Genomic DNA, 25,686 nt, shown 5'->3' with positions numbered 1-25,686 from the left:
CCGGTGCTCCGGACCAAGCGCGCGACGAAGGCGGGGCCGTTCGCGTACGCGGTGCTCGTCGTCGTCCTGGTCGCGTCGGTGTTCCCGCTGTACTACTCGTTCCTCATCGCGAGCAAGGACAACTCGGCGCTCGGCGACGCGGTGCCGTCGCTGGTGCCGGGCGGCCACCTGTTCGACAACCTGAGCAGGGTGTTCGACACCGTCGACTTCTGGTTGGCGATGCAGAACTCGCTCGTGGTCGCGGGCACGGTGGCGATCGGCAACGTCGTGCTGGGCACGCTGGCCGGGTTCGCGTTCGCCCGGCTGCGGTTCCGGGGCGGTGACGCGTTGTTCCTGGTCGTGGTCGGCACGTCCATGGTGCCCACGCAGCTCGGCGTCATCCCGCTCTACATGCTCATGTCGGACCTCGACTGGTACGGCACGCTCCAGGCGGTGATCGTGCCCGCGCTGATCGGCGCGTTCTCGGTCTTCTGGATGCGGCAGGCGTGCGAGGAGTCCGTGCCGCACGAGCTGGTGGAGGCCGCCCGGGTCGACGGGTGCTCGGTGCTGCGGACGTTCTGGCACGTGGCGTTCCCGGCGGTGCGCCCGCAGGCCGCGGTGATGGGCATGTTCACGTTCATGACCGCCTGGAACGACTTCTTCTGGCCGCTGATCGTGCTGGACCCGAACGACAGCCCCACGGTGCAGGTGGCATTGTCTACATTGGCCAGCGGTTACTACACGGACTACTCGCTCATGCTGTCCGGCGCGTCGCTCGCGGTGCTGCCGGTGGTGGCGATCTTCGTCCTGCTGGCGCGCCAGATCGTCGGCGGGATCATGCAGGGGGCGGTGAAGGGGTGATCTCGCGGATGACGACAACGGACCCGCACACCGGGGTCGGGGGCGACCTGTTGCGCTTCCCGCCGGACTTCCGGTGGGGAGCGGCGACGGCGTCCTTCCAGATCGAGGGGGCGACCGCGGTGGACGGGCGCGGTCCGTCCATTTGGGACACTTTCGCGGCGAGGCCGGGCGCGGTGCTCGGCGGCGACACCGGCGAGCCGGCGTGCGACCACTACCGCCGCTACGCCGACGACGTCGCCCTGATGTCGGAGCTGGGGCTGGGCGCGTACCGGTTCTCGCTGGCGTGGCCGCGCGTGCTGCCGCTCGGCTCGGGCCGGGTGGAGCCCAGGGGGCTCGCGTTCTACGACCGGCTGGTGGACGAGCTGCTGGCCCGGGGGATCGAGCCGGTGGTCACGCTCTACCACTGGGACCTGCCGCAGGCGCTGGAGGACGCGGGCGGGTGGCGCAACCGCGACACCGCGCACCGGTTCGCCGACTACGCGGCGATCGCGCACGCCCACCTGGGCGACCGGGTGCGGCAGTGGACCACGCTGAACGAGCCGTGGTGCTCGGCGTTCCTCGGGTACGCCAACGGGATCCACGCGCCCGGCGTGGTCGACCCGAAGGGCTCGCTGGAAGCCGCGCACCACCTCCTGCTCGGGCACGGCCTGGCCGTGCGGGCGATGCGCGAGCAGGCGCGGGACGACCACGAGTTCTCCATCGTGCTGAACTTCTGCGCGTTGACGGTCGAGGACGACTCGCAGCTGGAGGCGGCCCGCAAGGTGGACGGGTTGCAGAACCGGTTGTTCCTCGACCCGCTCGGCGGCCGCGGCTACCCGGCGGACGTCGTCGAGGACACCGCGTGGCTCGGCGACTGGACGGCCGCCGTGCACGACGGCGACCTGGACGTGATCGCCACGCCGATCGACTGGATGGGGGTGAACTACTACAGCCCCACCCGCGTCGCCCCGGCCGCCGACCCGCTGCTGGCGCACGACGGGCCGTTCCCCGGCCTGCGGGGCGTGGAGTTCCTGCCGGCGCGCGGCGACGTCACCGGGTTCGGCTGGGAGATCGACGCGAGCGGCCTCACCGCGCTGCTGGAACGCCTCGGCCGCGACGTCGGCCTGCCGCTCGTGATCACCGAGAACGGCTCGGCGTTCCCGGACGTGGTCCGCGACGGCGAGGTGGACGACGAGGCGCGCACCCGCTACCTGGTCGACCACCTGCGCGCGGTGCACCGGGCCGTCGAGGCGGGGGTGGACGTGCGCGGGTACTTCGCGTGGTCGCTGCTGGACAACTTCGAGTGGGCGGCGGGGTACAGCCAGCGGTTCGGCATCGTGCACGTGGACTACGCCACGCAGGCGCGCACGGTGAAGCGCAGCGGTCGGACGTTGGCCCGGGTGATCGGCGCCAACGCCGTCCCGGCCACCGGCTACGAGGTGGGGTAGGCGTGGTGGGTGGTCGCCCGGCGCGGCCGGGCGACCACCCGTCCCCTCAGGTGTGACATCCGACCGGGGAGCACGGCCTTTCCCCTCACGTTCAGTGGAACGGCTAACGCCTCCGTGGTGGATAAACCTGCTGGATCGGGTGGATCTCCGAGGTTCACCCTGCGGTCCGCCACACCCGGGACTGTGCTGGACGGGCAATCGTCGCCAGCGCAGGACACCGGAGGAACGCAACATGAGAGGTCGACTCGTCGGGCGGGTGGTCGCCGGCATCGCACTCGTCGCCACCGCGCTCGTGGTGGGTGGGGTGGGCAGTTCGCAGGCGCAGCCGAGCGGGCCCGAGCCCGCGTCGGCGCCCGCGATGGAGGTGGCCGCGCCGCTCGGTTACCGCCAGGCCGTGGGCCGCAACGCCGACGGCCGCATCGAGGTCTTCGCGCGTGGCGGCGACGGGGCCTTGTGGCACATCTGGCAAACCGCGCCCAACAACGGGTGGAGCGGCTGGCAGAGCCTGGGCGGGTACATCACGAGTCCCCCGGTGGTGATGAACAACGCCGACGGCAGGCTCGAAGTGTTCGTGGTCGGCGGCGACAACGCGTTGTGGCACATCTGGCAGACCGCGCCGAACAACGGCTGGAGCGGGTGGTCGAGCCTGGGCGGGGTGCTGACGTCCACGCCGGCCGTGGGGCGTAACGCGGACGGCCGTCTGGAGGTGTTCGTGCGCGGCACGGACAACGCGTTGTGGCACATCTGGCAGACGGCTCCCAACAACGGGTGGAGCGGGTGGTCGAGCCTGGGCGGTGTCCTGACCACCGCGCCGGCGGTGGGCAGCAACGCGGACGGCCGCCTGGAGGTGTTCGTGCGCGGCACGGACAACGCGTTGTGGCACATCTGGCAGACCGCGCCCAACAACGGCTGGAGCGGGTGGTCGAGCCTGGGCGGGGTGCTGACGTCCACGCCGGCCGTGGGGCGTAACGCGGACGGCCGCCTGGAGGTGTTCGTGCGCGGCACCGACTACGCGTTGTGGCACATCTGGCAGACCGCGCCGAACAACGGCTGGGACGGCTGGGAGAGCTTCGGCGGCGAGCTGACCAGCGAGATCGCCGTCGCCAACAACGCCGACGGCCGGATGGAGGTGTTCGTGCGCGGCACGGACAACGCGTTGTGGCACGTCTGGCAGACCGCGCCGAACAACGGCTGGAGCGGGTGGGAGTGGCTGGGCGGGTACCTCACCAGCGACCCGTCCACCGGCCGCAACGCCGACGGCCGCATCGAGGTGTTCGCCCGTGGTGGCGACGACGCGTTGTGGCACATCTGGCAGACCGCGCCCAACAACGGCTGGAGCGGGTGGGAGAGCCTCGGCGGCGGCCTGACCCGCGCCGCCGAAGCGCTCGGGGCGGGCCTGCTGCCCGCGGCGTGACGTCCCCGATCGCGACCCGGTGCGCCCTCGCGCCGGGTCGCGGTCGTGCGCGCGGAGGTGCGCTCAGGCGGATTCGCGGCGGACCAGCACCGTGGGCAGGACCTCCCGCCGGGCGCGGATCGTCTCGCCGCGCAGCAGCCGCAGCAGGTGGGTCACCATGTGCCGGACCTGCGCGCTCGTGTCCTGCCGCACGCTGGTCAACGACGGCGTGGTGTGCGGCGCGATCATCGGGTGGTCGTCGAACCCGACCACGGCCACGTCCTCCGGCACCCGCCTGCCCGCCTCGCGCAACGCGTCCAGCGCGCCCGCGGCCATGTGGTCGGAGGCGACGAACGCCGCGTCCAGGTCCGGCACGCGGGCCAGCAGGGCCTCCATCGCCCTCTTCCCGCCCTCGCGGGAGAAGCCGCCGTCCTCCGTCATCAACGCCGTGGTCTCGTCGTCCGCGCCGACCGCCGTGCGCCACCCGGCCAGCCGGTCCATCGCCGAGTGCTCGTCCAGCGGGCCGGTCACCGAGACGATCCGCTTGCGGCCCAACGACAGCAGGTGCTCGGTGGCGAGCAGCCCGCCGCCCTCGTTGTCGTGGTCCACGGTGTGCAGGCCGCGCAGCGAGCCCCACGGCCGCCCGGCGTACACCACGGGCAGCGGCAGCTTGCGGGCCACGGCCGGCAACTGGTCGCCCTTGTGCGGCACGAACAGCAGCGCGCCGTCCACGTGACCGCCCGCCAGGAACCGCTCGGCCCGCGCCTGGTCCTGCGGCGAGTGCACCAGCATGAGCACCATCTGCACGTCCGCGTCGGCCAGCGACCGCGCCGCGGCGCGGATCAACCAGGCGAAGTGCGGGTCGTCGAAGATCTTCGGCTCGGGCTCGGAGAACACCACCGCGACCGCGCCGGACCGCCGGGTGACGAGCGCCCGCGCGGCCTGGTTCGGCTGGTAGCCCAGCTCCATGACCGCCGCCGTGACCGCCTCGTGCGCCTCCGGGCTGACCCTGGGCGACGCGTTGAGCACCCGTGACGCCGTCGCACGGGAGACACCGGCCTTCGCCGCCACGTCCTCCAGCGTGGGCCGCGCACCCGAGTGCGATTGAACGGACACGAGCACCACTCCTCGACTCCTCGCCCGACCAGCCCAGCTTAGCCGGAGGCGACCTGCCGGGAAGCGCTCTCAGGACTACCCGGGGCGGTGATCCCGGCGTCACCCGCGGCGATCGACACGCGCAGCAGCCCGTCCTCCCGCCGCACCGACGTCGGCAGCCCGGCGCGGGCCGCGGTGCGCAGCAGGCCGGTCTCGGAGGGCAGGCACCAGCCGACCAGCTCCCGCCGACCGGCGGCGCGCGCCGCGGCGGCCAGCTCGCCGAGCAGCGCCGTGCCGACGCCGCGCCCCTGCCACTCGTCCTCCACCAGCAACGACACCTCCGCGCTGTCCGGAGTGGACATCGGGATCAGCTGGCCGAGCGCGACCACCCGGTCCGCGCACTGGGCCACCACGGTGGTGCCGCGCGGCGGGCTGAGCAGCCGGTGCAGCCACCGCCGCGGCACCGTCCGCAGGCCCGAGTGGTAGCGGTGGAAGAGGGTGCCCATCGAGCACCGCGAGTGCAGCTCGGCGACCGCGCCCTCGTCGCCCGCGCGGCCCGGCCGCAGCACCAGCGCCATGCCGTCGTCGGTCAGCAGCGCCGTCGGGCGGGGCGTCGCCGCGCCGTGGGCCGACAGCAGGTCGAGCAACGCCTGCCCGCGGGCCAGCTCGACCTGCGTGAAGGGCGCCCAACCGCGCTTGGCGGTGTAGGACTGCGCCGCCTCCGGCGTCGCGGGCGAGGTCGCCTGGAAGTCGACCTCGCGGTGGTGGGGTTGTTCGTCGGAAGGGGGAGGGGAGGTGGGGGTGGTCGAGGCGGTCGGGGAATCCGGTGGGTCCAGGGGATTCGGGAAGTTCGGGGCAGTTGTCCGGGTTGGTTCGACGGAGTCGGCGGCGAGGACGATGCGCAGGGCTTCGGCGACGCGGTTGTGGTCGTGGAGGGCGAGGGCGGCGGCGCGCAGGGCGGCGGCCGGGGCGTCCACCAGGTCGCGCACGTCGGCGGCGGTGATGCCGACGCAGCGGCCGCCCTCGGCGCGCACCGCGTCCACCAGGTCCGCGGGCAGCAGGCCGGGCGCGGCGCGCACCACCAGCTCGTCGATCACGCCGCCGGGCACCGGGATCACGGACAGGGCCAGCACGTTGCAGTCCTGGTCCGCGAGCCGGACGGTCACCCTGGCCAGGGTGCCGGGGCTGTCGTCCAGCTCGACCCGCAGCCGCCAGGTGTTCGGTGTGGTCTCCATGGACCCAGGCTGCGGGACCGACGTTGCCGCGCGGGGACGACGGCGTTTCGGCGACGTGAGGGATGCCGGGCGGCGGTCAGTCGCGGCAGTGCGGCGGCGGCAGCGGGTTGAGGGGGCTGCACGGCCAGTCGGTGTTGCGCGTGGCCGTCGTGGTGGTGGTCGTGGTGGTGGTGGGCTCGACCTGCGTCTCCGGCGGTGGCGGCGGCGCGGCCGGTGGCGGAGTCGTCGTGGTCGTCCGGACCGCGGTGGTGGACTTCGGCGGCGACGACAGGGCCTCGGTGGTGGCCTGGCTCGGCGTCGTGGTGGAGCTGCTGCCGGTCGACGGCCGGCCGGTGATCCAGGTCGAGGCCGGGGGGTCCGCCTGCTGGTCGTCCTTCACACCGTCGAGGTAGACCCCGAGGAGGACGCCGACCAAGGCCGACGCCGCCACGGCCAGGGCGCACGTGGCCCACAGCACCCGCACAGCAAGCCTCCTAACCGAACGTACTCGTGGCGCAACGCTGAGCGGCTGAACAGTACCGCCCATCGGACGGTGCTAACCGGCCCAGTGCACCTCGACCGGCTCGTCCATCCGGTCCACCTCGCTGAGCACGGCCTCCCGCACCGCTGCGGACAACGAGCGGAACGGCTCCAGGGTGACGGTCAGCCGGCCGCCCTTGCGCTCGCGGGACCACACGCCGGCCATGAGCCCGTCCACCAGGAGTACCGGTGACAGCCATCCCTGCGGTCTGTACACCTGATCGGGCGACCCACCATCGAGGAAGTGGGTCGCGTGCCGGGTCGCCGCGACGACGTACTGGTCGAACGCGGGCAGCAGCCGGACGGTCCGCGCCGGCTCCGCCGCGCGCAGCCCCTCGACGTCCTCCGCCCGCGCCCAGCAGGCCGTGCCCTCCACGTCCAGCGGCTCGACCCGGTCGCCCAGCGCCTTGAGCACCCGACCGCCGTCGGCCGGGCTCACACCCCACCAGCGGGCGAAGTCCTCCCGGGTCGCGGGGCCCTGCTGGGCCAGGAACCGCAGCGCGACCTCCTCGACCGCGCCCTCCGCCGGCGTCGGGTCGAAGCCCAGCCACGTGCGCGGGCTGGTGAACCGGACGAACTGCCCCTCGCCGGGGCCGAACACGAGCCTGCCCCGGAACGACGCGGGCTTGAGGTACGCGCCCCAGCTCTCGCGCAGCTTCCGCCCGAGGTCCGCGGACGTGCGCGCGGCGACCTCGTCGGCCAGCTCGGCGCGGGTGAGCAGGCGGTCGGTCAGCACCTCGCCGACCGCCTCGACCAGCGCGTCCAGCTCGTCGGCGGTGATGTGGAAGTTCCGCAACCAGACCGGCTTGAGGTAGTGCCTGTAGGTGGCGAACCCGGCCTGCCACAGCGGGTACTCGTCCGCGGGCAGCAGGTGCAGCGTGCCGCGCATCGACCAGGTCTTGACCAGCGTGCGGTCGGTCCACAGGGCGCGTTCGACGGCGTCGTCGGCGAGCCCGTCGACGCGGGCGCGCAACGTCGCCCCGGCCGACGACATGAGCTGGGCGTGCAGCCCGCACAGCCGCGACACCACGTCCGCGGCCTCACCCGCCGGTCGGCGGGCGTCCAGGGCGTGCGCGCGGGTGCGCCAGGCCGCGACCTGCCGCCAGGTCACGCTCATCGGCGCTCCTCGTCACTCCGCGCGGCGGCGGGTCCGCGCGCGGGGGTCGTCGTGCCGAGCGCGCGGGCCAGCACCAGCCCGGCCCCGGCCAGCCCGGCCACCAGCACCGCGCCGGTCATGTGCCAGGTGGGTGCGTCACCCGTACAGGTGAACACGTCCGTGAACTTGTCCGAGGAGCAGGTCACGAACGGCACGGAGGCCAACCCGGTGCTCGCCGCCGCGACCCCGCCGAGCAGCGCGGACCCGAACGTGCGCATCAGCGGGAACGCGGCGTTGGCCGCGCCGATCGCCGCGATGGCGAACAGCAGCGGCACCGGGTGCGGGAAGGGGCCGAAGGCGGCGCAGCCCACCATGAGCGCGCACACGATCGCCAACCCGGTCCGTTCACCCACGCGGCGACCCTAACAACGCGGGCGCGGCGGACGTCAGAACTTCGTAATCGGGTTTCCCGCGCCGAGCCGCGCCCGGTTCGCCAGAGTTGTCCGTGACGGATCGACTTCGGAAGGCGTGCGATGTCCAAGCGGGTGGTGGTGATCGGGGTGGCCGGCGTGCTGGTGGTCGCCCTGGTGGTGGGGCTGTACCTGTTCCAGCCGTGGCGGTTGTTCACCAACCGCACGGCCGACGAGGCGTTGTTGCTGCCGGCGACGACCGCGGCCACGACTTCGACCTCGGCGGCGGTCGAGGCGACGACCACGCCGCCGCCCGCCGGTCCGGTGGCGCTGGCCTCCGGGCCGTTCCGCTCGCTCTCGCACACCACGACCGGCACCGCGACGCTGGTCGAGCTGCCGGACGGCAAGCGCGCCGTGCAGTTCGAGTCGCTCGACACCAGCGACGGCCCGGACCTGCACGTGTACCTGTCCGGGCAGGCCGCCGGCTCGCCCGAGGAGGCGTTCGGCTCCGGTTTCACGAACCTGGGCGAACTGAAGGCGAATCGCGGCAACCAGGTCTACGAGGTGCCCGCCGGGGTCGACCTCGCGGCCGTCCGCAGCGTCGTGATCTGGTGCCAACGGTTTTCCGAGGGCTTCGGAGTGGCGCCCCTGGAACAAGGCTGACACCGCGGCGAAACAAATCTCAAATGGTCTGGGCCACGTATAGCCTTTTCGCCGTATTGACGTATCTGGTCTAGACCACCTACCATATGGGCACCACAACGTCCCTCGTGGGTGGGCGGGCGGATGCCCCATCGACGAGGAGCCGGCTCACTGGGGTGGGCCAACCGTTGGCGGCGGCGCGGCGCTTCCTCTCCCCGTTCCGCGCCGCCGCTCACGGCCTTTCGCCGGTGTGATGCACACTGTGAGTGATGCTCACCAGGACCATCGCCATCCACTACGTCAACGCCGCGTTGCGCGGCGCCGTGCGGCGCGGTCACGACGTCGGCGCGCTGCTCGCGACGGCGGGGATCGGCGAGGCCCTGCTCGCCGACGAACGCGCCCGCGTCACGCCCGCCCAGTACAGCAGGCTCGTGCAGGCGTTGTGGGACGCGCTGGACGACGAGTTCATGGGCCTCGGGCCGCGGCCGAGCAAGCGCGGGACGTTCCCGACCATGTGCCTGCTGGCCGTGCACTGCGCGTCGCTGGAGGACGCGTTGCGGCGCGGCCTGTCGTTCTACGAGCTGTTCGACGTGCGGCCGACGATGACGCTGTGCGAGCAGGACGGGGTGGCCGTGTTCACGCTCTCGACGGAGGGCGTGGACGACCCGGACCGGTTCCTGGTCGAGTCGCTGCTGGTGCTGTGGCACCGGTTCTCGTCGTGGCTGATCGGCCGCCGGATCCCGTTGCGCGGGGTGGACCTGGCCTACCCGGAACCGCCGCACGGCGCGGAATACCACCTCATCTTCGGCGCGCCGCTGCGGTTTTCCGCACCCGCGACCACGTTGCGGTTCGACGCGCGATTCCTGCGGATGCCGGTGGTGCAGGACGAGGCCGCGTTGCGGCGGTTCCTGCGCAATTCGCCGGCCGAACTGCTGTCCCGGCGCGATTACGGCGCGGACGCGTCGAGCCAGGTGCGGCGGATGCTCGGCGGCGGCGTCGTGGGCCTGGAGAACGTGGCCGCGCGGCTCGGCATGAGCGCGCCCACGTTGCGGCGCAAGCTCGCGGCGGAGGGCACGTCGTTCCGCGAGGTGCGGGAGCAGTTGTTGCGCGACCAGGCGGTGGCGAGCCTGGTGCGCGGCGGCGAGTCGGTGGAGGAGCTGGCGCTGCGGCTGGGTTTCTCCGAGGCGAGCGCGTTCCACCGGGCGTTCAAGCGGTGGACGGGCGCGAGCCCCGGCACGTACCGGGGCGGCGCCGGGGGCTGACCCCGGCGGGCGGCGCAACTGCGGCCGAACGGCCGTGTCCGGCGAATCGTCAACACGGTGGACTTGCATCGCGTCAGTTACTCACCGAGCCCTGCGGGAGTGCCCGTGTTCCCACGCCCTCGCTCCGCCGCACCGGCCGCGGCGCTGGTCCTCGCCCTGGCGACGGCCGCGCCCGCGGCCCACGCCGACCCACCGCCCGCCTCGGCCCGCCTCGACCTCGCCACCCCCGCCGCGGGGGCCGCCCCGACCGGCCACCTCACGGGGGCCGCCCCCACCGACGCCGGCCCGCCCGCTTCCGCGCGGGCCGCCTCCGCGTCGGCCGCCCCCTCACCGCCCCCTCCGCCGTCGTCCGTCGTCGACCTGCCCGGTGTCGCGGTCGCCCCTGCGCTCGACCCGGCCCGCCGCATCGAGACCGCCCGCACCACCCGTCCCGTCGCGCCGGGCGTGTCGCTGAGTTCGTTCGACTGGTACGAGCCGGGCGGCGCGGGCGGGTGGATCCGCGGCGACGCGCTCACCGTGGACCTCACCGCCGGCACCGGGGTCGACTACCTGTACCCCGGTCACGTGACCGCCGCCGAACCGCTGTCCGCGCAGGCCGACCGCACCCGCGCGGTCGCCGCCGTCAACGGCGACTTCTTCGACATCAACAACTCCAACGCGCCCGAGGGCGTCGGCGTCCGCGACGGCCGCACGGTCAAGTCGCCCGCCCCCGGCCACCGCCGCGCGGTCGGCCTCGACGCGGCGGGCATCGGCCGGGTCATGGAGGTGTTCTTCGACGGCCGGGTCGTCCGCGAGGGCGGTGCCGTGCTGCGGCTGCACCAGCTCAACAGCGCCACCGTCGAGGCGGGCGGGATCGGCCTGTTCGACCCCGTCTGGGGCGGCTACAGCCGGGCGCGGGCGGTGCGGGGCGCGGACCGCGTGACCGAGGTCGTGCTGCGGTCGGGCGTGGTGGTCGAGCGGCGCGACCGGGCGGGCGACGACCCGATCCCGGCCGACGGCCAGGTGCTCGTCGGCCGCGAGGCGGGCGCGGACGCGCTGGCCGCGGTGGCGGTGGGGGAGCGGATCACCGTGGAGCACACCACGAAGGCGGGCGACGGCAGCGCCCTGCGCGCCGCGATCGGCGGCAACCAGGTGCTGCTGGTCGACGGCGAGGTCGTCGCGCCCGACGACCCCCTGCACCCGCGCACGGCGGTCGGGTTCTCGGCCGACGGCCGGAAGATGTTCCTGCTCACCGTGGACGGCCGCCAGGGGGCGTACCTGCTCGGGCTGACCCTCAAGGACGTGGCCGCGATCCTGAAGGAGATGGGCGCGCACAACGCCCTCAACCTCGACGGCGGCGGCTCGTCCACCCTGGTGGCCCGCACGCCCGGCGCGGACTCGGTGGTCGTGGAGAACACCCCGTCCGACGGCGGCGAGCGGCCCGTGCCGAACGGGCTGGCGCTGTACGCGCCCGCCGGCAGCGGCACGTTGACCGGCTTCTGGGTGCGCACCGCGATGGACCCGCGGTCCGCGCCGGGGACGGACACCGTGCCGGGCGGCCACCCGGAGCGGGTGTTCCCCGGGCTGACCCGGCGGCTGGCCGCCGACGGGCACGACGAGACGTACGGCCCGGTGCGGGACGACGCGCCCCGGTGGCGCACGACCCGGGCCGACGTGGGCCGGGTGGACCGGGACGGCGTGTTCCACGCGGTGCGGCCGGGGACGACGAAGGCCGTGGCGCACCGCGGGGGCGTGAGCGGCGAGGTGGAGCTGACCGTGCTGGGGGCGTTGGCCGGGCTCTCGGCGACCACGAACCGGCTGAGCCTGCCCGACGTGGGCGGCACGTCCGCGTTCGGCATGGTCGGCCGGGACGGCGACGGGTTCACCGCGCCGGTCGAGCCCGCGGACCTGGCGCTGGACTACGACCGGTCGGTGGTCGACGTCGCCCCCGGCGCGGACGGCGGGTTGCGCGTCACCGCCCTGCGGCCGGGTGCGACGACGGTCGTGGCGCGGGTCGGGGCGCACGTGGTGCGGGTCCCGGTGACCGTGGGGCTGGAGGAGCGGCTGCTCGCCGGGTTCGACGACGGCGCGGCGTGGACGTTCGGCTCGGCGCGGGGCTCCGGTTCGGTGACGCCGGTCGCGGAGGGTCGCACCGGCGCGGGGCTGCGGATGTCGTACGACTTCTCGAAGTCCACCGGCACCCGCACCGCCTACGCCATCCCGCCGCGGCCCATCGAGGTGCCGGGGCAGCCGCTCGCGCTCGGGGCGTGGGTCTACGGGCACGGTCGAGGCGAGTGGACGGCGTTCACCGTCACCGACTCGTCGGGGCTGAGCCGTTCGCTCTACGGGCCGTACATCACCTGGACCGGGTGGCGTTACCTGGAGGTGGCGGTGCCGTCCGGGCTCGCGTTCCCGTTGCGGGTGAACAGGTTCTACACGATCGAGACCAAGGCGGACCGGCAGTACACCGGTGAGGTGGTCGTGGACGACATCGTGGCCCAGGTGCCGCCCGCGGTGGACCTGCCGGTGGTGGCGGAGCCGGCGGACCGGTTCGTGGTGCAGGACGGCACGGTGGCCGACCGGCCGTGGCGGTTCGCCGTGATGTCCGACGCCCAGTTCGTGGCCCGGGACCCGGACGGCGCGCTGGTGCGCGCGGTGCGGCGGACGTTGCGCGAGATCAAGGCGCAGCGGCCCGACTTCGTGGTGGTGAACGGCGACTTCGTGGACGAGGCGTCGCCCGCGGACCTCGCGCTGGCGCGGCGGGTGCTGACCGAGGAGCTGGGCGACGAGCTGCCGTGGCACTACGTGCCGGGCAACCACGAGATCATGGGCCCGGGCACGATCGACAACTTCCGGCGCGAGTTCGGGGCGACCCACCGGGTCTTCGACCACAAGGGCACGCGGTTCGTGCTGCTGGACTCGTCCACGGGGACGGTGCGCGGCGGCGGGTTCGACCAGGCGGTCATGCTGCGTGACGCGTTGCGCGACCACGGGGCCGTTCACTCGGTCGTCGTGGCGGAGCACCACCCGCCGCGCGACCCGACGCCGACCAGGGCCAGCCAGTTGGCCGACCGGCTGGAGGCGGACGTGGTCGAGGACTGGCTGGCGGAGTTCCGGCGCACGACCGGCAAGGGCGCGGCGTTCATCGGCGCGCACGTGGGCCTGTTCCACGCCTCGCGGGTGGACGGCGTGCCGTACCTGGTGAACGGCAACTCGGGCAAGGCGCCGGCGGGGGAGGCGGGGCGGGGCGGGTTCACCGGCTGGACCATGCTGGGCGTCGACCCGCGCCGCGGCGACGACTGGCTGGCCGCCGAGGTCCGACCGCACGTGGACGGCCTGACCCTGGCCACGCCGCCGACCGTGCCCGTGGGCGTGCCGGCGACCGTGACCGCCACCGTGGCGCAGGGTTCCCGTGACGTCCCCGTCGCCTACCCGGTGACCGCGGACTGGTCGGCGTCCCCGAACGTGCACATCGGCAACCGTTCGGGCCTGCGCCCCTGGCACGTCGCCTGGCTCGACCCCGCCACCGGCACGTTCACCGCCCTGCGCCCGGCCACCACCACCCTCTCCGTGACCGTCAACAACACCACCACCTCCACCACCATCACCACCCCCTGACCCCGCGAGAGTCCAACCCTCACGCCGCGCGTGTCCTACGTTCGCGTCGCGCGTGTCCTACGTTCGGAACACCCGAGTTCAACACTCAGAACACCTGCGAGCGTCCTGAGCGTTGAACTCGGGGTACCTGAACGTTGGACTCACGCGTTCTGAACGTTGGACTCGCGCGTTCTGAACGTTGGACTCACGCGTTCTGGACGTAGGACACGCGCGTTCGCAACGTAGGACACGCGCGAGGGTCAGTAGGGGTGGTTGGTGGTGGCGCGGTCGCGGAGGGAGGTCGGCGGGCGGAAGCGCTCGCCGTAGGTGTCGGCCAGGTAGTCGGCACGCTCCACGAACCCGGTCAGCCCGTAGGAGTTGATGAACTGGAGCGTGCCGCCGCTCCACGGCGCGAAGCCGAACCCGAACACGCTGCCCACGTTCGCGTCACCGACCGACGTCAGCACGCCCTCGTCCAGGCACCGCACCGTCTCCAACGACTGGATGAACAGCAACCGGTCCTCGACGTCCTGCTCCGTCACGCCCGCGTCGGCCCGCGCGTACCGCGCCAGCCCCGGCCACAGGAACTTCCGGCCGCCCTCCGGGTACTCGTAGAAGCCGGCCCCGCCGGACTTGCCCGTGCGCCCCTCGGCCACCAGCTCCTCCAGCACGCGGAACGCCGGGTGGTCGCCCAGCGCCCCGGCCGCCGACGGGTCGTCCGCCAGCGCCTGGTCCCGGATCTTCAGCTGCAACGTCAACGTGACCTCGTCCGACACCGCCAGCGGGCCGACCGCCATGCCCGCACGACGCGCCACGTTCTCGATCAACGCGGGCGACACGCCCTCCGCCACCATCGACACCGCCTCGGTGACGTACGTGCCGAACGTCCGCGACGTGTAGAACCCGCGGCTGTCGTTCACCACGATCGGCGTCTTGCCGATCTGCAGCACGTAGTCGAACGCCCGCGCCAGCGTCTCGTCCGACGTCTTCGCGCCGCGGATGATCTCCACCAGCCGCATCTTCGGCACCGGCGAGAAGAAGTGCAGCCCGATGAACCGCGACGGGTCGGCCACCGCCGACGCCAGCCCGGTGATCGGCAGCGTGGACGTGTTCGACGCGATCACCGCGTCCGGCAGCGCCGCCGCCTCCGCCGCGGGCAGCACCCGGTTCTTCAGCTCCCGGTTCTCGAACACCGCCTCGATCACGAGGTCGCAGCCCGCCAGGTCGGCGTCCGAGTCGGTCGGCGTGATGCCCGGCGTGTCACCGGCGCCGCGCCGCGCGGCCTCCAGCGTCACGTCCTTCAGCACGACCTCGATCCCGGCCTTGGCGCTGACCTCGGCGATGCCCGCGCCCATCATGCCCGCGCCGAGCACGCCGACCTTGGCCACCTTCGACCGCTCGACCCCGGACGGCCGGGAGCCGCCCGCGTTGATCTCGTTGAGCTGGAACCAGAACGTGCCGATCATGTTCTTGGCCACCTGGCCCGCGGCCAGCTCCAGGAAGTACCGCGCCTCGATCCGCAACGCCGTGTCGAAGTCGACCAGCGCGCCCTCGACCGCCGCGGCCAGGACCTTCTCCGGCGCGGGGTACACGCCGTGCGTCTTCTTCCGCAGCACGGCGGGCGCCGCCGCGAGCAGCCCGTACAGGTTCGGGTCGCCCACCCGCACGTCCGGCACGGTGTGCCCGGGCTCGTCCCACGGCTGCCGCGGCGCGGGGTTCTCCTTGATCCACGCCCGCGCCTTGGCGATCAGCTCCTCGCGGGAGGACGCCAGCTCGTGCACGATCCCGGCCTGCAACGCCCGCGCCGGCCGGAGCTGCTTGCCCTCCATCAGCAGCGGCAACGCGGGCTGCACGCCCAGCAGCCGCACCATCCGGGTCACGCCGCCACCGCCGGGCAGCAGGCCCAGCGTCGCCTCGGGCAGGCCCAGCTTAATCTTGTCGTCGTCCAGCGCCACCCGGTGGTGGCAGGCCAGCGCGATCTCCAGGCCGCCGCCCAGCGCGCTGCCGTTGATCGCCGCGACCACGGGCTTGCCCAGCAGCTCCAGCCGCCGCAGCTGGCCCTTGACCTCCTCCAGGAACCCGAGCGCCTCGCCCGCGTTCTCCGGCGTGATCGTGATCAGCAGGTTGAGGTCGCCACCCGCGAAGAACGTCTTCTTCGCCGACGTCAGCACCACGCCGGCGATGTCGTCGCGCTCGGCCTCCAGCCGGGCGACGGTCTCGCCCATGTCCCGGTGGTACTCGGCGTTCATCACGTTCGCCGAACCGGACATGTCCATCGTGAGGGTGACGATCCCCTCGTCGTCCCGCTCGTAGTGGATAGCCATCAGACCCTCTCGATGATCGTCGCGATGCCCATGCCGCCGCCCACGCACAGCGTGGCCAGCCCTCGCCGCAGGTCCCGGCGCTCCAGCTCGTCGAGCAGGGTGCCGAGGATCATGCAGCCGGTCGCGCCGAGCGGGTGGCCCATGGCGATCGCGCCGCCGTTGACGTTGACCTTGTCGTCGGGCAGGTCCAGCTCCCGCTGGAACTTCAGCACCACCGACGAGAACGCCTCGTTGATCTCGAACAGGTCGATGTCCTCGACGGTCAGCCCCGCCTTGTCCAACGCCTTGCGCGCGGCCGGCGCCGGACCGGTCAGCATGATCGTGGGCTCCGAGCCGACGACCGCCGTCGCGGTGATCCGGGCGCGCGGCGTCAGGCCCAGCTCGCGGCCGATGCGCCCGCTGCCGATCAGCATCGCCGCCGCGCCGTCCACGATCTGCGACGAGTTGCCCGGCGTGTGGACGTGGTCGATCCGCTCCACGGTCGGGTACCGGTCGATGGCGACCGCGTCGAAGCCCAGGTCACCGTGGAACGCGAAGCTCGGCTTGAGCTTGGCCAGGCCCTCCAGCGTGGTCTCGGGCCGGATCGCCTCGTCGTGGTCGAGCACGACCGAGCCGTTCTGGTCGACCACGGGCACGAGCGAGCGGTCGAAGTAGCCCTTGTCCCGCGCGAGCGTCGCCCGCTGCTGCGAGCGCACCGCGTACGCGTCCACGTCCTCGCGGCTGAACCCCTCCAGCGTGGCGATGAGGTCGGCGCTCACGCCCTGCGGCACGAAGTTGACCGCCATGTTGGTCTCCGGGTCGGCCATCCACGCGCCGCCGTCGGAGCCCATCGGCACCCGCGACATCGACTCGACGCCGCCCGCCACCACGAGGTCCTCGAACCCGGACGCGACCTTGGCGGCGGCCAGGTTGACCGACTCCAGGCCGGACGCGCAGAACCGGTTGAGCTGCACGCCCGCCGGCCGCAGGTCCCACCCGGCGGCCAGCACCGCGGTGCGGGCGATGTCCGCGCCCTGCTCGCCGACCGGCGACACGACGCCGAACACCACGTCGTCCACCGCCGACGTGTCCAGGTCGTTGCGCCGCGCCAGCGCCGCCAGCACCCCGGAGGCCAGGGTGATCGGCTTGACGCTGTGCAGCGATCCGCGCTTTCCCCTGCCACGCGGTGTGCGCACCGCGTCGAAGATCAAGGCTTCGCTCATGTACTCAACGGTAACCGCCGCCGCGGGGACCGCCCATGACCGCGCGAGGTGACTTATTAGCTCACCGGCGCGAGCCGGTGGTCCATGACCTCGCCCTCGCCGACGAACCCCAGCCGCGCGTAGAGCCGCCGGGCCGTCTCGTTCTCCCGGACCACCCGCAACTGCACCAGCGCCCACCCGTGCTCGCGCGCCCACGCCAGCACGTCGGCCACCAGCGCCTCGCCGACGCCCCGCCGCCGGAACTCCGGCTTGACCCACATGGAGTACAGGTACAACACGTCGGGGTGAACCTCGTGCGGCACGCCGGCGACCAGCCCGATCGGCTCCGGCGCCTCCGCCACCACCTTCACCCCGTGGTCCGGGCCCAGCAGCTCCCGCCACCGCGCCTCGTCGAACTCCCGCTCCAGCGCGAGCGTCGGGCCGAACGCCCCGGGGTCGCTGCCCAGCGCCGTGAGCCGGATGTCCCGCCACGTCGCCCAGTCGTCCGGCCCGAGCCGTCGCACCCTCATGCCCCCAGTCTGACCCACCGTCCTGACATTTGCGCTCACGATCACGGGTCACCGCGGCGCGCTGCGGTCATGGCGGCGCGGCCCCGCCGGTGGGAACGTCGGTGGCATGCCAACTCGCCGTTCCGCATGGATGACCGAGGACCTGGACCAGCTGCGGGAGCTGGCCCGGACGTTCTTCGAGAGGGAGGCCGTCCCGCACCGGGAGCGCTGGGCCGCGCAGAAGCAGGTGGACCGCGACTTCTGGACCAAGGCGGGCGGGGTCGGGCTGCTCTGCCTGTCCATCCCCGAGGAGTACGGCGGTGGCGGCGGCACGTTCGCGCACGAGGCGGTGCTGCTGGAGGAGCAGGCCCGGTGCGGCGACAGCGCGTGGGGCAACAGCGTGCACAGCGGGATCGTCGCCCACTACATCAACGCCTACGGCACCGAGGAGCAGAAGCGCCGCTGGCTGCCCAAGATGGCGACCGGCGAGTACGTCGGCGCGATCGCCATGTCCGAGCCCGGCGGCGGCTCCGACCTGCAGAACGTCAAGACGCGGGCGCTGCGGCGCGGCGACGAGTACGTGCTGTCCGGCTCCAAGACGTTCATCACCAACGGCGCGCAGGCCGACCTGGTGGTCGTGGTCGCCAAGACCGACCCCGGCCAGGGCGCGACGGGCATCTCGCTGCTGGTCGTGGAGACCGCGGCGGCGCAGGGGTTCCGGCGCGGCCGGGTGCTGGACAAGGTCGGCATGCACGGCCAGGACACCGCCGAGCTGTTCTTCGACGACGTCCGGGTGCCGGCGGAGAACCTGCTGGGCACCGGCGAGGGCCAGGGGTTCATCCAGCTGATGCAGCAGCTCCCGCAGGAGCGGCTGATCATCGCGGTGGCGTCGGTGGCGGGCATCGAGGCGGCGGTGGACCTCACGCTGGCCTACGTCAAGGACCGCACGGCGTTCGGCCGGGAGCTGATCAAGTTCCAGAACACCCGGTTCAAGCTCGCCGAGTGCGCCACGGAGGCCCGCGTGACCAGGGCGTTCGTGGACGAGTGCGTGCAGGCGCACCTGGCCGGGCGGCTGGACGTGCCCACCGCGGCGATGGCGAAGTGGTGGGCCACCGAGCGGCTGTGCCGGGTCGTGGACGAGTGCGTGCAGCTGTTCGGCGGCTACGGCTACATGACCGAGTACCCGATCGCGCGCGCGTGGGCGGACGCGCGCGTGCAGAAGATCTACGGCGGGACGAACGAGATCATGAAGGAAATCATCGCGAGGTCGCTCTAGTGCCCGGCCCGCTGGAGGGGTTGAAGGTCGTCGAGCTGGCGGGCCTCGCGCCCGCGCCGTTCGGCTGCATGGTGCTGGCGGACCTGGGCGCGTCGGTGGTCCGGGTGGACCGGATCGGCGGCGCGACGGAGGTGCCGCTGCTGGGGCGCGGGCGGCGGTCGATCGGCGTGGACCTGCGCCGCCCCGAAGGCGCGGAGCTGGTGCTCCGGCTGGTCGCGGAGTCCGACGTGCTGGTCGAGGGCTTCCGGCCGGGCGTGACCGAGCGGCTGGGCATCGGCCCGGCGCAGTGCCTGGCCCGCAACCCGCGCTTGGTCTACGGGCGGATGACGGGCTGGGGCCAGGACGGGCCGCTGGCCGACCGCGCCGGGCACGACATCAACTACATCGCGGTGGCGGGCGCGCTGGAGCCGATCGGCCGGGACGGCGCGCCGCCGACCGTGCCGCTCAACCTCGTCGGCGACTTCGGCGGGGGCGGGCTGCTGCTGGCCGTGGGCGTGCTGGCGGCCCTGTACGAGCGGGACCGGTCCGGGCGGGGGCAGGTCGTGGACGCGGCCATGGTCGACGGCGCGGCCCTGCTCACGACGTTCCTGCACGGGATGGCGTCGGTCGGCGCGTGGCCCGGGCGGCGCGGCACCAACCTGCTGGACGGCGGCGCGCCGTTCTACGACGTGTACGAGACCGCCGACGGGCGGTTCGTCAGCGTCGGCGCGCTGGAGGAGAAGTTCTACGCCGAGCTGCTGGACGTGCTGGGGCTGGCCGACGCCGGGCTGCCGCCGCGGCACGACCCGGCGAACTGGCCGGAGCTGCGGGCCCGCATCGCCGCCGCGGTGGCCACCCGGACGCGCGACGAGTGGGCCGCGCTCGCCGAGGGCACCGACGCGTGCCTCGCGCCCGTGCTCGCGCCCGGCGAGGCCCCCGCGCACGGGCACAACGCCGAGCGCGGCACGTTCGTGCAGGTGGGAGGGGTGGCGCAGCCCGCGCCGGCGCCGCGGTTCGACCGCACGCCCGCGGCCGCGCCGGGTCCGCCGCCCGCGGTGGGGGAGCACACGGTCGCCGTGCTGGCCGAGCTGGGGCTGGGCGAGGACGAGATCGCCGCGCTGCGGCGTTCCGGGGTGGTCGGCTGACGCGCCCCCGGCCGGTCCCGAAAAGGGCACGGGAAATCACCTGAAGGGGTACCGGAATTGAGTGGCAGCCGACATCGGCCTTTGTCACGCTCGGTGCGTGAGTCGGCGCATTCAGGTGATGGGCGGCGAAGGGAAGACGATGTCGCTGAACCTCGGTGTCCGTGCCTGGGGGGTGGGCGAGCGCCCGTACCTTCAGGATCGGCGGGACCACTGGTCCCCTTGATCGTCCGATCGGGTGACACCAGGGGCGGTTCAGGCGTGGTTGCGTGGTCGGGCCGGCGACCAGTCGGGCGACGTGGGCGCGTTCGATCGTCATCATCCGGGTGAATGAGGGACGATGACGCTTGACACGACCGGTGCGGCGACGGGCCGCCCGGCCGAGCGACACGGACGGAGAGCGATCAGTGAACGTCAAGAAGGTGGTGACGCTGGCGGCGGTCGCGCTGGTGCTGTTCCTCCTGATCACCCAGCCGAACGAGTCCGCCCAGGCGGTGCGGACCGCCCTGGGGTGGCTCCAGGCCGGCGCGGAGTCGATCATCACCTTCGTCCGCAGCCTCTTCGCCTAGCGACCCCTCCGGCGTCGCCGAACTCCGCTCAATGCGGTCACGAGCGGTGACCGCAGGATCCGAGCGTTGCACCATACGGGTGGAATGAGGGCTATAACGCCCTGGTAACAGGGTTTTAGACAAACCGGGGTCTAGCGGTTGTCGGTACCCGCTAATACGGTGCGTCGCATTGGCTGATCTTCGACCGACGAGGAGGCAGAATGGTCGAGGACTCCGGAGTCGACGAGCTGTTGCGGCAGTGGGCGGCTGAGCGCTCGGACGACGCCGAGCTGCGGGAGGTGAACCGGATCAAGGACGCGTGGCTCGCGGAAGCCCCGCCGTCCGCGCCGGGGATCCCCGTGCAGCGGGCGAATGGCGGTCCCCGCGGCCTGGTGAAGGTCGAGTCCGCGGATCCGGCGTACGTGGCGGCGATGCGGAAGCGGGCGCCCGAGGTGCCCGAGGTCCTGCTCGCGGCCGCCGCCAGCTACTGGCAGCTGGTGGGCGATCTCTCCGAGGCCGAGCTGTGGTGGGACGCGGGCATCAGCCCGTTGGACCAGCGCGCTCTGGACTACCGGGCGGCCGGGCTCACCCCCGCCGACCTCGGTCGTCGCCTCGGCCCGATGACGGTGCTCCAGCACCTGCGTCGGGGCAGCGCGGCGGCCTGGTGCGTGGCCAGGTTGCAGAGGCAACGCCGGGACGGCGTGGCCTAGGTCCGACGAGTCGGGGCGGGCTCCTGTGGTCGAGGAGCCCTTGCCTTGAGGGGGCGGGCTCCTGCACGAGGAGCCCCGGCCCCGGTGGCGCGGCCCCGGCGCCCCGGAACCGGACGAACCGGACTCCGGGCGGAACACCCGTTACCCTTGAGGCGTGCAGGGCCTCATCACCCCCAAGCGGCTGGCCATCGCCGCCGCGTGCCTGGCGTCGCTGGTCGTGTGCTGCGGCCTGGCCTACTGGCAGTGGGAGCGGTTCTCCGAGGCGGGCGGCACGTTCCAGAACCTCGGCTACGTCTTCCAGTGGCCGCTGTTCGGCCTCTTCCCCGCGTTCATGGTGTGGCGCATCCGCAGGCTGGACGCCCGCCGCAAGGCCGAGGCCGCCCGGGAGCCGGTGGTCGAGCCGCCGCGCCCGGTGGTTACCGTGGAGCCCGTCAGGACACCCGTGCCGGACGACGAGGACGACGAGCTCGCGGCCTACAACCGCATGCTCGCCCAGCTCCACGCGCGGGACCAGCGGTGAGGCGAAGGTAGGACGATGAGCGGCGCGTTGACCAGGTTCCGGTTCATGGCTTACGTGGTCGGTGTCGGCCTGCTGCTGCTCGTGGTCGCCATGATCGCCAAGTACGCGGGCGGCAACGCGGGCATGATGCAGGTCGTCGGCCCCGTCCACGGCTTCCTCTACGCCGTCTACCTGGTGCTGACCGTCGACCTGGCGCTCAAGGCCCGCTGGTCGATCAAGGGCACCGCCCTGGTGCTGCTCGCGGGCACGATCCCGTTCGTGTCGTTCTACGCCGAGCGCAAGGTCGTGGAGACCGTCCGGGCCGAGAAGAGCCTGTGACCGGGGTTGACCCCGCCCGCCGGCCACCCCTAGCGTCTGGCGGTACCAACTGAACACGGCCGTCGATGTCGCGCGGGAGAGTCCCCCGAGCGGGGCGCCGAAGGAGCAACTCCTCCCCGGAATCTCTCAGGCCCAGGTACCGCGCGACGAAGGCAACTCTGGAAAGCAGGCGCACCCGCTGCGCCTCGCCCACGGTGCAAGCCGCCCGCGCCGGGTGGCGAAGCTCTCAGGCTCATGGCAGAGGGGGAGGCTCACTCGACGAGGAGTCTCCGATGGGCCGTGTCATCCTTTCGCACGTGACGCTCTCGGGCGCGCCCGCGCCGACCCGACCGGTCGGCCCGCCGGCGTGCCCGCACCCAGGGAGGACCCGCCCGATGGAAAGCCGCCGCACGCCCCTGTACGCCGAGCACGAGGCGCTGGGCGCCCAGTTCACCGACTTCGCGGGCTGGCGGATGCCGCTGCGCTACGACAGCGAGCTGGCCGAGCACCGCGCGGTGCGCACCTCGGCGGGCCTGTTCGACCTGACCCACATGGGTGAGATCGTGCTCACCGGCCCCGAGGCGGGCGCGGCGCTGGACCACGCCCTGGTCGGCCACGCCTCCGCGATCGGGGTGGGCCGCGCCCGGTACACGATGATCTGCGAGGCCGACGGCGGCGTGATCGACGACCTGATCGTCTACCGCACCGGTGACCAGGAGTACCTCGTCGTCGCGAACGCCTCGAACGCCGCCGTCGTCCACGAGGCCCTGGTCGAGCGCGCGAAGGGCTTCGACACCACCGTCGAGGACAGGTCCGCCGACTACGCGCTGCTCGCCGTGCAGGGCCCGCGGTCCACCGCCATCCTCGAAGCGCTCACCCCCACCGACCTGACCTCGGTCAAGTACTACGCCTCGTACCCGACCGAGGTCGCGGGCAAGCCGGCCCTGCTCGCCCGCACCGGCTACACCGGCGAGGACGGCTTCGAGCTGTTCGTCGCCCCGGCCGACGCCGCGCACGTCTGGCAGGCGCTGCTGGAGGCGGGCGCGCCGCACGACCTCAAGCCCGCCGGCCTCGGCTGCCGCGACACCCTCCGCCTGGAGGCGGGGATGCCGCTGTACGGCAACGAGCTGGGCCGGGACCACACCCCGTTCCACGCCAACCTCGGCCGGGTGGTGAAGCTCGACAAGCCGGGCGACTTCGTCGGCCGCGACGCGCTGGCCGCCGTCGCCGAGCAGGGCGTGACCGAGACCCTGGTCGGCCTGAAGACCACCTCCCGCCGCGCCCCCCGGCACGGCTACCCGGTGCTGGACGCGGACGGCAACCGCATCGGCGAGGTGACCAGCGGCGCGCTGTCGCCGACCCTCGGCTACTCGGTGGCGATGGCCTACGTCACCACCGGCCACACCGAGCCGGGCACGGAACTCTCGGTCGACGTGCGGGGCAAGCACGAGCCGGTCGAGGTCGTCGCGCTGCCCTTCTACCAGCGAACCAGCTAAGGGAGAGACCCACACATGTCCGAGCACTTCAACACCTCCCTCGCGGAGTTCGACCCGGAGGTCGCGAACGCCGTCGCCGCCGAGCTGCACCGGCAGCAGAGCACGCTGGAGATGATCGCCTCGGAGAACTTCACGCCGGTGTCGGTGCTCCAGGCACAGGGGTCGGTGCTGACGAACAAGTACGCCGAGGGCTACCCCGGCCGGCGCTACTACGGCGGCTGCGAGAACGTCGACGTGATCGAGCGGCTGGCGATCGAGCGGGTCAAGGCCCTGTTCGGCGCCGGGTTCGCCAACGTCCAGCCGCACTCGGGCGCGCAGGCCAACGCGTGCGCGATGTTCGCCCTGCTCCAGCCGGGCGACACCATCCTGGGCCTCGACCTCGCGCACGGCGGCCACCTCACCCACGGCATGCGGATCAACTTCTCCGGCAAGCTCTACAACGTAGTGCCCTACCACGTGTCGGACGAGGACGGCCGGGTGGACATGGCCGAGGTCGAGCGCCTGGCCGCCGAGCACCGCCCCAAGCTGATCGTCGCCGGCTGGTCGGCCTACCCCCGGCAGTTGGACTTCGCCGAGTTCCGCCGCATCGCCGACTCGGTGGACGCCTACCTGATGGTCGACATGGCCCACTTCGCCGGCCTGGTCGCCGCGGGCCTGCACCCGAGCCCCGTGCCGCACGCCCACGTCGTGACCACGACCACCCACAAGACCCTCGGCGGCCCGCGCGGCGGTGTCATCCTCACCAACGACGCCGACCTCGCCAAGAAGATCAACTCGGCGGTGTTCCCGGGTCAGCAGGGCGGCCCGCTGGAGCACGTGATCGCGGGCAAGGCGGTGGCGTTCAAGCACGCCGCGTCGCCCGAGTTCGCCGACCGCCAGCGCCGCACGGTCGAGGGCGCGAAGATCCTCGCCGACCGGCTGTCCCAGCCGGACGCCGCCGCGGCGGGCGTGAAGGTGCTCACCGGCGGCACGGACGTGCACCTCGTCCTGGTCGACCTGGTCGCGTCCGACCTGGACGGCAAGCAGGCCGAGGACCGCCTGCACGAGGTGGGCATCACGGTCAACCGCAACGCCGTGCCGAACGACCCGCGTCCCCCGATGGTGACCTCGGGCCTGCGCATCGGCACGCCCGCCCTGGCCACCCGCGGCTTCGGCGCGGCGGACTTCGCCGAAGTGGCGGACATCATCGCCACGGCGCTCCAGCCCTCCCCGGACCTCGCCGACCTGCGCTCCCGCGTCGAGGTCCTGGCCGCCAAGCACCCGCTGTACCCCACCCTGTGAACCAAGCCACGAAATAGCTCGGCCAACCTGGAGGTTGTCCCGTGCGCGACCCCGCACGGGACAACCGAAAGAGGCACCATGACCGCCACCCTCGACGCGCTGGCCCTGCCGCGCGACGCCCAGGACCTGCTGTTCCGCGAGGCCCGGACGGCGAACGCGTTCACCGACGAGCCGGTGACCGACGAGCAGCTCCGCGCCGTCTACGACCTCGTCAAGTGGGGCCCGACGGCGATGAACAGCCAGCCGCTGCGCATCCTCTTCGTCCGCAGCCAGGACGCCAAGGCCCGCCTCGCCCCGCACATGTCGGAGGGCAACCGCGCCAAGACCCTGGCCGCTCCCGTCACCGCCGTCCTCGCGGCCGACACCGACTTCCACGAGCACCTGGCCAAGACCTTCCCGCACTTCGCCAACGCCAAGGCCGCCTTCGCCGACGACCAGCGCCGCACCGAAGCCGCGAAGACCAGCGCCCTCCTGCAGGTCGGCTACTTCATCGTGGGCGTCCGCGCCGCGGGCCTCGCCGCCGGCCCGATGAGCGGCTTCGACCAGGAAGGCGTCCGCCGGGAGTTCTTCGCGGACACCAACCAACTGCCCCTGGTGATCGTCAACATCGGCCACCCGGACCACTCGGGCACCCACCCCCGCAACCCGCGCCTCGACCACACCGACGCCATCCGCACCATCTGACGCCCCCGCCCGAACCGCCGGCCGCCACACCCCCACCGGCCAACCAATCGCCCTTCCCCCCAACGAAGGGTTCCGTGTCATCCCGCCGACCTGGCGCAGCCCTACCGCGCGTGTCAAGGGGGCACTCCCGGCCCTACCGCACCTTTGCGTTCACCGAGTCGTGCCCGTACAGCTTGAAGTACCAGTACGCGTAGGCGGCGAACCAGTTGTTGTTGCCGCCGTAGAGGATGACCGTGTCGTCGTT

At 72.9% G+C, this 25,686-nt stretch carries 23 protein-coding genes, 1 pseudogene and 2 riboswitches; of the genes and pseudogenes, 15 read left to right on the top strand and 9 right to left on the bottom strand.

Annotated features, from left to right (window positions below):
• Positions 1-3: 3 nt before the first annotated feature.
• From ACWEFJ_RS33075 to ACWEFJ_RS33065, 3 genes are all read left to right on the top strand, one after another.
• The gene (locus tag ACWEFJ_RS33075) at positions 4-840 is read left to right on the top strand and encodes a carbohydrate ABC transporter permease (RefSeq protein WP_378084729.1); all 837 of its coding nucleotides are present in this window, start codon (positions 4-6) and stop codon (positions 838-840) included.
• A gap of 8 nt (positions 841-848) precedes the next feature.
• Complete coding sequence (locus tag ACWEFJ_RS33070) at positions 849-2,267, top strand: GH1 family beta-glucosidase (protein WP_449716141.1); 1,419 nt, start codon at positions 849-851, stop codon at positions 2,265-2,267.
• A 232-nt stretch (positions 2,268-2,499) separates the two neighbouring features.
• A complete protein-coding gene (locus ACWEFJ_RS33065; RefSeq protein ID WP_449716140.1) occupies positions 2,500-3,681 on the top strand; it encodes a carbohydrate-binding protein in 1,182 nt (393 codons plus the stop codon).
• Between the two features lie 63 nt (positions 3,682-3,744).
• Here the strand turns inward: ACWEFJ_RS33065 and ACWEFJ_RS33060 are convergent, their stop codons facing one another.
• The 5 genes from ACWEFJ_RS33060 to ACWEFJ_RS33040 all read right to left on the bottom strand — a co-directional run bounded on the left by ACWEFJ_RS33060 (position 3,745) and on the right by ACWEFJ_RS33040 (position 8,018).
• Entirely contained in the window at positions 3,745-4,776 is a 1,032-nt protein-coding gene (locus ACWEFJ_RS33060; RefSeq protein WP_378084732.1) for a LacI family DNA-binding transcriptional regulator, read from the bottom strand.
• 38 nt (positions 4,777-4,814) lie between these two features.
• The gene (locus ACWEFJ_RS33055; RefSeq protein WP_378084733.1) at positions 4,815-5,990 is read right to left on the bottom strand and encodes a GNAT family N-acetyltransferase; all 1,176 of its coding nucleotides are present in this window, start codon (positions 5,988-5,990) and stop codon (positions 4,815-4,817) included.
• Positions 5,991-6,066: 76 nt separating this feature from the next.
• Positions 6,067-6,453, bottom strand: coding sequence for a hypothetical protein (locus ACWEFJ_RS33050; RefSeq protein WP_378084734.1), 387 nt, complete (start codon positions 6,451-6,453; stop codon positions 6,067-6,069).
• 72 nt (positions 6,454-6,525) lie between these two features.
• Positions 6,526-7,626 (bottom strand): winged helix DNA-binding domain-containing protein, encoded by a 1,101-nt coding sequence (locus tag ACWEFJ_RS33045; RefSeq protein WP_449716139.1) that lies wholly within the window; start codon positions 7,624-7,626, stop codon positions 6,526-6,528.
• Positions 7,623-8,018 carry a hypothetical protein gene (locus ACWEFJ_RS33040; protein ID WP_449716138.1) on the bottom strand — a complete coding sequence of 132 codons (396 nt, stop codon included), beginning with the start codon at positions 8,016-8,018 and terminating at the stop codon, positions 7,623-7,625. Before ACWEFJ_RS33040 ends, ACWEFJ_RS33045 begins: the two co-directional genes overlap by 4 nt.
• 120 nt (positions 8,019-8,138) lie before the next feature.
• Here ACWEFJ_RS33040 and ACWEFJ_RS33035 point away from each other — a divergent pair, with 120 nt between their 5' ends.
• The 3 genes from ACWEFJ_RS33035 to ACWEFJ_RS33025 all read left to right on the top strand — a co-directional run bounded on the left by ACWEFJ_RS33035 (position 8,139) and on the right by ACWEFJ_RS33025 (position 13,516).
• Positions 8,139-8,678 carry a DM13 domain-containing protein gene (locus ACWEFJ_RS33035; protein WP_449716137.1) on the top strand — a complete coding sequence of 180 codons (540 nt, stop codon included), beginning with the start codon at positions 8,139-8,141 and terminating at the stop codon, positions 8,676-8,678.
• Between the two features lie 248 nt (positions 8,679-8,926).
• Complete coding sequence (locus ACWEFJ_RS33030; RefSeq protein WP_378084738.1) at positions 8,927-9,919, top strand: AraC family transcriptional regulator; 993 nt, start codon at positions 8,927-8,929, stop codon at positions 9,917-9,919.
• A 105-nt stretch (positions 9,920-10,024) separates the two neighbouring features.
• Entirely contained in the window at positions 10,025-13,516 is a 3,492-nt protein-coding gene (locus ACWEFJ_RS33025) for a phosphodiester glycosidase family protein (RefSeq protein ID WP_449716136.1), read from the top strand.
• Positions 13,517-13,755: 239 nt separating this feature from the next.
• On the opposite strand, the gene ACWEFJ_RS33020 is transcribed toward ACWEFJ_RS33025, so the two are convergent.
• The 3 genes from ACWEFJ_RS33020 to ACWEFJ_RS33010 are packed head-to-tail and all read right to left on the bottom strand — an operon-like array spanning position 13,756 to position 17,530.
• Positions 13,756-15,819 (bottom strand): 3-hydroxyacyl-CoA dehydrogenase NAD-binding domain-containing protein, encoded by a 2,064-nt coding sequence (locus ACWEFJ_RS33020; RefSeq protein WP_449716135.1) that lies wholly within the window; start codon positions 15,817-15,819, stop codon positions 13,756-13,758.
• The gene (locus ACWEFJ_RS33015; protein ID WP_378084741.1) at positions 15,819-17,021 is read right to left on the bottom strand and encodes an acetyl-CoA C-acetyltransferase; all 1,203 of its coding nucleotides are present in this window, start codon (positions 17,019-17,021) and stop codon (positions 15,819-15,821) included. Before ACWEFJ_RS33015 ends, ACWEFJ_RS33020 begins: the two co-directional genes overlap by 1 nt.
• A 56-nt stretch (positions 17,022-17,077) precedes the next feature.
• Positions 17,078-17,530 carry a GNAT family N-acetyltransferase gene (locus ACWEFJ_RS33010; protein ID WP_378084742.1) on the bottom strand — a complete coding sequence of 151 codons (453 nt, stop codon included), beginning with the start codon at positions 17,528-17,530 and terminating at the stop codon, positions 17,078-17,080.
• Positions 17,531-17,660: 130 nt separating this feature from the next.
• Between ACWEFJ_RS33010 and ACWEFJ_RS33005 the strand changes: the two genes are divergently transcribed.
• The 9 genes from ACWEFJ_RS33005 to ACWEFJ_RS32965 all read left to right on the top strand — a co-directional run bounded on the left by ACWEFJ_RS33005 (position 17,661) and on the right by ACWEFJ_RS32965 (position 25,442).
• Positions 17,661-18,785: an acyl-CoA dehydrogenase family protein gene (locus ACWEFJ_RS33005; RefSeq protein WP_378084743.1), complete on the top strand. Its 1,125-nt coding sequence runs from the start codon at positions 17,661-17,663 to the stop codon at positions 18,783-18,785.
• On the top strand, positions 18,785-19,909 hold the full coding sequence (locus ACWEFJ_RS33000; protein WP_378084744.1) for a CaiB/BaiF CoA transferase family protein: 1,125 nt from the start codon (positions 18,785-18,787) through the stop codon (positions 19,907-19,909). The genes ACWEFJ_RS33005 and ACWEFJ_RS33000 overlap by 1 nt, the downstream gene beginning before the upstream one ends.
• Before the next feature lie 404 nt (positions 19,910-20,313).
• Positions 20,314-20,475 (top strand): hypothetical protein, encoded by a 162-nt coding sequence (locus ACWEFJ_RS32995; protein ID WP_378084745.1) that lies wholly within the window; start codon positions 20,314-20,316, stop codon positions 20,473-20,475.
• Between the two features lie 200 nt (positions 20,476-20,675).
• On the top strand, positions 20,676-21,164 hold the full coding sequence (locus ACWEFJ_RS32990; RefSeq protein WP_378084746.1) for a helix-turn-helix transcriptional regulator: 489 nt from the start codon (positions 20,676-20,678) through the stop codon (positions 21,162-21,164).
• A 154-nt stretch (positions 21,165-21,318) separates the two neighbouring features.
• Complete coding sequence (locus ACWEFJ_RS32985; protein ID WP_449716134.1) at positions 21,319-21,684, top strand: hypothetical protein; 366 nt, start codon at positions 21,319-21,321, stop codon at positions 21,682-21,684.
• 15 nt (positions 21,685-21,699) lie between these two features.
• A complete protein-coding gene (locus ACWEFJ_RS32980; protein WP_378084748.1) occupies positions 21,700-22,002 on the top strand; it encodes a DUF3817 domain-containing protein in 303 nt (100 codons plus the stop codon).
• A gap of 63 nt (positions 22,003-22,065) precedes the next feature.
• A riboswitch (glycine riboswitch) is annotated at positions 22,066-22,154 on the top strand.
• A gap of 1 nt (position 22,155) precedes the next feature.
• Positions 22,156-22,250: riboswitch (glycine riboswitch) on the top strand.
• 126 nt (positions 22,251-22,376) lie between these two features.
• Positions 22,377-23,477 carry a glycine cleavage system aminomethyltransferase GcvT gene (gcvT, locus tag ACWEFJ_RS32975; protein ID WP_449716133.1) on the top strand — a complete coding sequence of 367 codons (1,101 nt, stop codon included), beginning with the start codon at positions 22,377-22,379 and terminating at the stop codon, positions 23,475-23,477.
• Between the two features lie 15 nt (positions 23,478-23,492).
• Positions 23,493-24,758, top strand: coding sequence for a serine hydroxymethyltransferase (gene glyA, locus ACWEFJ_RS32970; protein ID WP_378084750.1), 1,266 nt, complete (start codon positions 23,493-23,495; stop codon positions 24,756-24,758).
• A gap of 78 nt (positions 24,759-24,836) precedes the next feature.
• Positions 24,837-25,442 (top strand): malonic semialdehyde reductase, encoded by a 606-nt coding sequence (locus tag ACWEFJ_RS32965; protein WP_449716132.1) that lies wholly within the window; start codon positions 24,837-24,839, stop codon positions 25,440-25,442.
• 151 nt (positions 25,443-25,593) lie between these two features.
• Here the strand turns inward: ACWEFJ_RS32965 and ACWEFJ_RS32960 are convergent.
• A pseudogene (locus ACWEFJ_RS32960) lies at positions 25,594-25,686 on the bottom strand (sulfurtransferase); the annotation flags it as partial.

The organism is Actinosynnema sp. NPDC004786 (assembly GCF_053601135.1).
This window is presented reverse-complemented; position numbering and strand designations above follow the sequence as displayed.

Excerpts from the sequence above, each read along its gene's own strand:
- ACWEFJ_RS33070 (WP_449716141.1), top strand. The coding sequence starts at position 849 with ATGACGACAACGGACCCGCACACCGGGGTCGGGGGCGACCTGTTGCGC.
- ACWEFJ_RS33065 (WP_449716140.1), top strand. The coding sequence starts at position 2,500 with ATGAGAGGTCGACTCGTCGGGCGGGTGGTCGCCGGCATCGCACTCGTC.
- ACWEFJ_RS33055 (WP_378084733.1), bottom strand. The coding sequence starts at position 5,990 with ATGGAGACCACACCGAACACCTGGCGGCTGCGGGTCGAGCTGGACGAC.
- ACWEFJ_RS33045 (WP_449716139.1), bottom strand. The coding sequence starts at position 7,626 with ATGAGCGTGACCTGGCGGCAGGTCGCGGCCTGGCGCACCCGCGCGCAC.
- ACWEFJ_RS33035 (WP_449716137.1), top strand. The coding sequence starts at position 8,139 with ATGTCCAAGCGGGTGGTGGTGATCGGGGTGGCCGGCGTGCTGGTGGTC.
- ACWEFJ_RS33030 (WP_378084738.1), top strand. The coding sequence starts at position 8,927 with ATGCTCACCAGGACCATCGCCATCCACTACGTCAACGCCGCGTTGCGC.
- ACWEFJ_RS33020 (WP_449716135.1), bottom strand. The coding sequence starts at position 15,819 with ATGGCTATCCACTACGAGCGGGACGACGAGGGGATCGTCACCCTCACG.
- ACWEFJ_RS33015 (WP_378084741.1), bottom strand. The coding sequence starts at position 17,021 with ATGAGCGAAGCCTTGATCTTCGACGCGGTGCGCACACCGCGTGGCAGG.
- ACWEFJ_RS33010 (WP_378084742.1), bottom strand. The coding sequence starts at position 17,530 with ATGAGGGTGCGACGGCTCGGGCCGGACGACTGGGCGACGTGGCGGGAC.
- ACWEFJ_RS33005 (WP_378084743.1), top strand. The coding sequence starts at position 17,661 with ATGACCGAGGACCTGGACCAGCTGCGGGAGCTGGCCCGGACGTTCTTC.
- ACWEFJ_RS32990 (WP_378084746.1), top strand. The coding sequence starts at position 20,676 with ATGGTCGAGGACTCCGGAGTCGACGAGCTGTTGCGGCAGTGGGCGGCT.
- ACWEFJ_RS32980 (WP_378084748.1), top strand. The coding sequence starts at position 21,700 with ATGAGCGGCGCGTTGACCAGGTTCCGGTTCATGGCTTACGTGGTCGGT.
- gcvT (WP_449716133.1), top strand. The coding sequence starts at position 22,377 with ATGGAAAGCCGCCGCACGCCCCTGTACGCCGAGCACGAGGCGCTGGGC.
- glyA (WP_378084750.1), top strand. The coding sequence starts at position 23,493 with ATGTCCGAGCACTTCAACACCTCCCTCGCGGAGTTCGACCCGGAGGTC.
- ACWEFJ_RS32965 (WP_449716132.1), top strand. The coding sequence starts at position 24,837 with ATGACCGCCACCCTCGACGCGCTGGCCCTGCCGCGCGACGCCCAGGAC.